Origin of the sequence: uncultured Amphritea sp. (genome assembly GCF_937127095.1) — a bacterium.
GTDB lineage: Bacteria > Pseudomonadota > Gammaproteobacteria > Pseudomonadales > Balneatricaceae > Amphritea.
Map to the genome: position 1 here is coordinate 1 of NZ_CAKZLP010000045.1, position 6064 is coordinate 6064.

At 42.7% G+C, this 6064-nt stretch carries 13 protein-coding genes; 6 read left to right on the forward strand and 7 right to left on the reverse strand.

The genetic code is table 11. The features are described 5' to 3' along the window. Nucleotides 1-515: 515 nt before the first annotated feature. Both Q0499_RS10205 and Q0499_RS10210 read left to right on the forward strand, forming a co-directional pair. Nucleotides 516-776: a type II toxin-antitoxin system RelB/DinJ family antitoxin gene (locus Q0499_RS10205; RefSeq protein WP_299198957.1), complete on the forward strand. Its 261-nt coding sequence runs from the start codon at nt 516-518 to the stop codon at nt 774-776. Next, a complete protein-coding gene (locus tag Q0499_RS10210) occupies nt 757-1077 on the forward strand; it encodes a type II toxin-antitoxin system YafQ family toxin (RefSeq protein ID WP_299198959.1) in 321 nt (106 codons plus the stop codon). Before Q0499_RS10205 ends, Q0499_RS10210 begins: the two co-directional genes overlap by 20 nt. Here Q0499_RS10210 and Q0499_RS10215 read toward each other — a convergent pair. Beyond that, a complete protein-coding gene (locus Q0499_RS10215; RefSeq protein ID WP_299198961.1) occupies nt 1074-1499 on the reverse strand; it encodes a hypothetical protein in 426 nt (141 codons plus the stop codon). The genes Q0499_RS10210 and Q0499_RS10215 overlap by 4 nt on opposite strands. A 209-nt stretch (nt 1500-1708) precedes the next feature. Here Q0499_RS10215 and Q0499_RS23680 point away from each other — a divergent pair, with 209 nt between their 5' ends. Together Q0499_RS23680 and Q0499_RS10220 are read left to right on the forward strand one after the other, a co-directional pair. Continuing rightward, nucleotides 1709-1906: a GDCCVxC domain-containing (seleno)protein gene (locus Q0499_RS23680; RefSeq protein WP_363317791.1), complete on the forward strand. Its 198-nt coding sequence runs from the start codon at nt 1709-1711 to the stop codon at nt 1904-1906. A 430-nt stretch (nt 1907-2336) separates the two neighbouring features. Further along, nucleotides 2337-2570, forward strand: a complete 234-nt coding sequence (locus tag Q0499_RS10220) for a hypothetical protein (protein ID WP_299198963.1) — start codon at nt 2337-2339, stop codon at nt 2568-2570. Nucleotides 2571-2737: 167 nt separating this feature from the next. Here the strand turns inward: Q0499_RS10220 and Q0499_RS10225 are convergent, their stop codons facing one another. The 3 genes from Q0499_RS10225 to Q0499_RS10235 form a co-directional block, all read right to left on the reverse strand. Then, entirely contained in the window at nt 2738-3028 is a 291-nt protein-coding gene (locus tag Q0499_RS10225; RefSeq protein WP_299198965.1) for a hypothetical protein, read from the reverse strand. Nucleotides 3029-3053: 25 nt separating this feature from the next. After that, a complete protein-coding gene (locus tag Q0499_RS10230) occupies nt 3054-3272 on the reverse strand; it encodes a hypothetical protein (protein WP_299198967.1) in 219 nt (72 codons plus the stop codon). A 233-nt stretch (nt 3273-3505) separates the two neighbouring features. Continuing rightward, the gene (locus Q0499_RS10235) at nt 3506-3880 is read right to left on the reverse strand and encodes a single-stranded DNA-binding protein (protein ID WP_299198970.1); all 375 of its coding nucleotides are present in this window, start codon (nt 3878-3880) and stop codon (nt 3506-3508) included. Nucleotides 3881-4122: 242 nt separating this feature from the next. Between Q0499_RS10235 and Q0499_RS10240 the strand changes: the two genes are divergently transcribed. After that, the gene (locus Q0499_RS10240) at nt 4123-4698 is read left to right on the forward strand and encodes a hypothetical protein (protein ID WP_299198972.1); all 576 of its coding nucleotides are present in this window, start codon (nt 4123-4125) and stop codon (nt 4696-4698) included. Nucleotides 4699-4824: 126 nt separating this feature from the next. Here Q0499_RS10240 and Q0499_RS10245 read toward each other — a convergent pair whose 3' ends face one another. From Q0499_RS10245 to Q0499_RS10255, 3 genes are all read right to left on the reverse strand, one after another. Further along, entirely contained in the window at nt 4825-5013 is a 189-nt protein-coding gene (locus Q0499_RS10245; protein WP_299078887.1) for a hypothetical protein, read from the reverse strand. Between the two features lie 32 nt (nt 5014-5045). After that, entirely contained in the window at nt 5046-5429 is a 384-nt protein-coding gene (locus tag Q0499_RS10250; RefSeq protein ID WP_299078889.1) for a hypothetical protein, read from the reverse strand. 176 nt (nt 5430-5605) lie between these two features. Further along, on the reverse strand, nt 5606-5731 hold the full coding sequence (locus Q0499_RS10255; protein ID WP_299198975.1) for a hypothetical protein: 126 nt from the start codon (nt 5729-5731) through the stop codon (nt 5606-5608). A gap of 55 nt (nt 5732-5786) precedes the next feature. Between Q0499_RS10255 and Q0499_RS10260 the strand changes: the two genes are divergently transcribed. Beyond that, nucleotides 5787-6064: plasmid recombination protein (locus Q0499_RS10260; protein ID WP_299198977.1), on the forward strand; the 278-nt coding region annotated here is incomplete at its 3' end.

Here is a 6064-nt window from a genome sequence, read left to right on the forward strand (position 1 = left end):
CTGGGCCGTCACTGTCAAAAACCGTGCTAATAGCCTGTTGTAGCCAAGCTTTCAGTTGTACGTCACTGTCCTAAAGACACAGTGACGTACAAGCATCGGCGTTAACGCTCATCATTCAATGACCACTAACGCCTCAAACAGGCTCCGCCTGCTGTTTTCAATGGCATCTTTAAGGGAAATTTTGCTGTGATGTAAAATATATGTGAATTAATTGTCAATTATTTAGAACACGTTTGTACTGTTCTTGTAAGAATTTACAATTAATCGACAATTAATTTACATCAAGAATACAAACGTGTTCGCTTTAGGTTACATGTAAATTAAACCCACGATGTTCCGTGTGTAACATAGTGGCGATCCTTCTGGATCGTCCTACTAAACCACAGTCAAAAAACAAGCAGTGTCCGGCTCCCCGCCATACCCACCAATGGCTGCTCTGGTGTTGTTGGGAATTAATAGGAAACCCTTTTAGGTTTGAGATACAATGTAACTCAAACCTAAAAGGATGATTACCAATGGCTACAACCACCATGATTCATGTTCGCGTGAATGAAGACTTGAAAAGGGATGCTGCCCAGGCTCTAGAATCAATGGGGCTATCTGTATCAGATGCAGTGCGTGTTTTTCTAACCCGCATTGCAGCAGATCAGGCATTTCCTTTTGCTCTACAAGTGCCAAATGCAAACACCCAAGCAGCAATGCTAGAAGCTCGCGCTATCACCAAAGCCCGTTTTAATCGCTCGGAAGATCTGTTTGATGCCATCGAAAGCCAGTGAGAAAAGGGCGGCAATGCCCCGGATGAGTGACTACACCAAAGCATTCCAGAAAGACTGGATACGTTTATCTAAGTCAGGTCGTTATGACATGAAGCAGTTAAAAGAGGTCATGATGCTGCTTATTGCTAATGATGAGCCACTAGCCGAAGAGTGGTTAGACCATGCTTTGGTGGGTAACTGGGCAGACCATAGAGAGTGCCATATTGGCGGTGATTTCCTGCTCATTTACTACCTTGAAAAGAAAGGCAAACAAGAGATGATCGTTTTTGTTCGAACAGGAACACACTCTGAATTATTCTAAGCGTCATCCTTGTCCAAGCCGTACCACCATCGTGAAATAATATTGCTTCGTTTAGCGGATCTTGGCTCAGTGGGTGGTTCTAATCGCAATGTCAGGGATGCAATATGGGCCAAGTGCTTTTCTTCGCGGCTCTCAGCTTTTGCCAGCTGCTCTTTAAGCAGTTTAATCACCTCAGCTTGTCCATTATCAGGCAGTCCAGTGTTGTCCGATTTTAAGTCCACTGGACTGGACTCGGACGGACTATCGGACAACATACCCTTCATCTCACCAAAGCATCTTAACAGCTCACTGGACTCCACATACTTCTTGCCGGAACTGTCCACAGAGACACTGATTAAGCCGCCTTCAACATATTTTGCATAGAACTGAGACTTGCCGACAGGGGATCGTTTTATCGCTTCTGTTATTGTTAATTTAGCCATGTCCAGTGTTGTCCGATAAGTCCAGTCCGATCAGACTACCGGACTGGACTTAGTGGCACAATATCAACTAATGCTTCAACTTACTGTAAAGATGTTCAACACAGTAATGAGAACAAATTATGTGCAATAATGGCCTGTATAAATACAGGCAGGTCTTGAACAAAATAATGAAAACCAAACTTCACCACAAAGTCACACTAAGTAATACGATGACTTGCCCTAGCTGTGGCAAGCAAGACATTCGAGCTATGCCACTCAACTCTCTTGAACACCTTTTTACCTGCAAACATTGCGGAGTAAATCATAGTGAAAAGCCGGGGAGCTGCTGTGTGTTTTGTTCATATGGCATTGAAAAATGCCCCACGATACAAGATATTATTTATAGATTAGCCGATCAGAATCACTAGTAATACAAAGCCTCTACCCACCCAGAGAAAGGTCGCTTTTACCGCCTGGCGATTAAAGCGACCTTTCTCTCGAAATCAGCCAAGCTATCAGTCCTTGCTCAGATGATTCCTTTTTTGTAATACAAAAAGCGTATCCTGCCACGCCCTTAACTTCTCTAAATTCTGATAAATTTCGTTATTTTCCACCGTTTCGCGCTTAAGTTTCGCCTTTGTCGCGTTAATGTCGTACCTATGTCGCACTTATTCTTAATATTTGAGCGCTTTTTTTAGTTTGTCGCATGAATGTTGCAAACACTTCGCACTTTTTGGTGAGATCCGGAGAGTTCTGGGCTTGCCTACTGCTCACCAGGAAAAGCCTAAGTAGTCGGGCTCTAGAAAGAGCGCACGCGTTTGTTTAAACTGTATGTTTACGACACAGCAACGACCTTTCATGGCAAAGAAACGGAAACCGGGATCACCTAACCGAGAGAACTATTCTCCATTGCTGAGGTTAAGACTCAATCAAAGCGTCAAGTCTGCTGAGCTGCGGCTGTCAGGTGAGGCACTGGAATCATTTAAGCAGTTGTCCCAGTCAGAAAAACGGGATGTTGTCCTGAAAGCCTCCGAAAAAACAGTCGATACTGAAATTATCGACTATTTCAAACAACTCAACGCTGAGAAATAGGGTCTAGAGGTATTTATAAAACCCTCTAAAAATCGCAAAAGCAACCCTATTTAGACTTGCTTCGGACAAGGGCAGGGCCTCTAACTAGGGTGTACCTTAACTAGAGTGTAGTTGCTACTTCTCTGCCATCGTAGTTTTACGCAACTGTTAAGAACTTTGATTAAAGTCTAATCTTTTAGATTTTTCTCGGATAGCTCTATGCAAACCATTAGTTTATGCCCAATGTGAGAGCCTTCAATCATCCAAAACATGTGCTTTAACTCTTTGATTTTAAATACTTGATTATCATTGGGTTTGTCATACAAGGCAGCATCTAAACCACCGGTGAAAAAAACTTCTCCAGCAGACATTGCCGGAAAAGGTGTAGATGATTCGACCGCCCAAAAAGGATCATTACGAAAAGAACCTTCATACACTTCAATATGATATTGAGTTGGTAGTACTTTTTCTTTTGACATGAAAATTTAGTCCAGCAATGTTTTGTTAAACTTCAGCAATTAAATAATCGCCACCAGCTTTAATTAGCCGCAGCACATTCTCTGTGCTTTTACCTTCCAAGTTACTGACCGTTATTAATTTTTGATTAGCAGCTGCTAACTTTACAATACGCAATAAGTTTTCTGTACTCTTCCCTTCTGCACTTACTTTTAAGTTGCCACCAGCTTTTAACAGCCGTAATGTGTTATCGGTACTTCTAGACATGGGTTTCTCCAGTTATTTTTAGACTTGCGCATAATATGTGTGCGGAATAAACAAATAACAACCCATGCCAAGCAACGTAAAACTGAACTTATTGGCATCGGATACCCTTTTCGTTTTGGGAAAGCTGAACATAACCCAGATTATGCGAATCAGCTGCCTTTGTATGAAATCAAAACCCTTGTGTAGGTTATCTTAAGGGTTTTAAGACCGTTTCTTGCATACAGATTTAACACTCAAATATGGTCTAGCGAGTCGTTAAAGTCATCGGCGACGGGTTCCGGTTCCTGACTCGCTTGCACCTTTTTTCGCTTCTTTCGGGATTGATAAAGCGAAAGTATTTGCTCCGCAGTAATACTCAGTGAACAACGCTTTTCGCCGCTGGACTCCCATTCGCCCAATGAAGCGGGACCAATCACCGTAATTTCATCACCCTTATCTAGTGCATTCAGTAAATCGGCGACCTCTCCAAAAGCAAAGACAGAGAGCGAAGTTCGCTCCTGACTGGTCGGCACACTCATCAATGCAAAGGTATAAGGGTTGCCGTTCTGGCTGGTTTTCTGAGTCGGCCCCACCGTGATTTTTCCAGAGGCCATTATTTGCAAGCTCATGTTGATCCTGTGTGATTGTTTTTTTACTACATTAACATCTTTATCAACTCTGTTGGAATGAACCAAAGATACCGCTATTTCCTGTGGTGGGTTTGGTACCTTTGTTGGGATAGACCCACTACTCAGGAAATCAGAACTATTCAGGCACTAAACAACTGATAGCAGACCTTGAGACACAACGGGCGGGGCTGCTTACAGGCGGCAATATTGCCAGTGAATCCGGTCATGGTGCCGATGACAAAATGATAGCGTGGTTGCTCAACATTCCTGAAGAAAAAGCGCGGGACTTGAAATGGTTAATCTTTGTTTTAGCTTTCGATATTTTGAGCTTATTGTTTAGGTTTACAGGTGAATTTGTGAGCCGTGGAATACCAGAAACCAGACTCATTTCCAGACAATTAGAAGTGCTGCTGAAAAATGGCCATTCTCTTTCTGATGCTGCGCTCATGCTAAGCGGTCAAACTGGTTTAATAAGTGGCTCACTAACAAGTGAAAAACGGTTAGAAGCACCTGACGCGTCAGGTTCAAACCAGTCTGAAAATAGCCCTTCCAGTGAGTCCCAAAATACACCACTTTTAGATAATGACGAGCAACTGTATTCGGAGTGGTTACACCAAGTTCAGAACAAGATTATCAAATGCACAAGGAACGATGGAAAAGCGTTTATTAGTGATCGACTAACCAAGGGTAAACAATCCAAAACCATCACGCCAATGGAGATTCAAGACATCCACCGTTCGTGGGTCAATAGAGCGGAAGAAGAGGGCGTATTAAAACCCCTTGGTGGTATCGGAAAAGCATCGCATATCCTAGCGTAATTTACCCCGTCACGGGGCTGTCACTGTTGAAAACAGCCCTCCGGAATAGGCTACATAAGCCCCTCAGTTATACGTCACTGTTCCAAAGAAACAGTGACGTATAACTGATTTTTGTATACCCCCCTGTTACTCGTTTTCTTCTAAATCCTTTTCAATTAAGTACATAATCTGCTGATATGTATAACGCGCGGATTCCGTTTTAGCATGTTTCCGATAGTAGCTAACATTGCCGCTCGTCAACTGCAGCCAGCCTAAGGTTTCACCCTTCACTGACTTAACTTTTATATCAAGAGACATCTCTGTTTTTGTAGCCATAAAATCACCTTAGGCTCGTAAGCCTCTATACATTATTTTGAAATTGCTTTTTGAACTAAAACTCTGAGTCCGTCAGGGACTTTTTTGCTTTTCGTTTTAAGTAAAGCTTCAGACTGTCCTTTAAAAAGAATGGCCCATTTTTCGATCATCTCATCTGTATATTTGAACTGTCCTGTAACTAAAGTTTTTTGCAATTCTTTCACAAGCAATTCCCTGAATTCACGCTCAACCCCTGATGACATAGGAACCTCGCTTTCATTCCATGCAATTGCCTCTTTGAGAACCATAAAACTCTTACCTTTATATTGAATAGTAGGTGCGGCTGAATAAGCTACCAGAAGAAGGGATTCTGTTTCCTTCATAGAGCCAGTTACTAAGGATAAAGGTATTAAAATATCATCGTTAAAGTCACTCATTAGTAAGCCTTTATAGTTCAAAAGATGAACATCATAACAATAAGCTTCGTTAACCATTGTGGATAATTTTTTGTAGCGCGTAGCGATACGGACAACCGCCTTTGTTGCGGAGCATTCCCAATGATTCTTTCAGGATGAATAATTATCAAAGCACTAACTCAGCTTAATTAGTGCGCCTACACCACCCTGATAAACTTCTTTTTACGACCTTCAAAGCGCAGATAATCAAGCAGATTATCGCCGCTCATCGGGTGAAACCCCGAGCGACTTTGCGCAGCAAAGTCTAGTGAGTACTCTTTCACGAAAGCACCCGTCCTGACGCCCTGTCTTTTAACGATAATCTGCGAGTGAGTGAAAATGGCTTTTGCGATCATGAGAGCAAAGAAGTTAAAGACCATGGCGAACGTGACCGCGTCGCTCAATCATTGCTACCGGGAACGGGAAACAATGAATGCAGATGCAGAGCGAACACCAGAGAACGAACATAGAGCCGCCGAGTCAACTGCAGAAGCTACAACGAAGTTGAAAGCGATACTGCCAAGCAAGCGAAGAAAGGATGCTGTGTTAGCGATTGAATACGTTTTGACGGCTAGCCCTGAATGGTGGGTAACAGCATCAGGAGCAGAGCAACAACA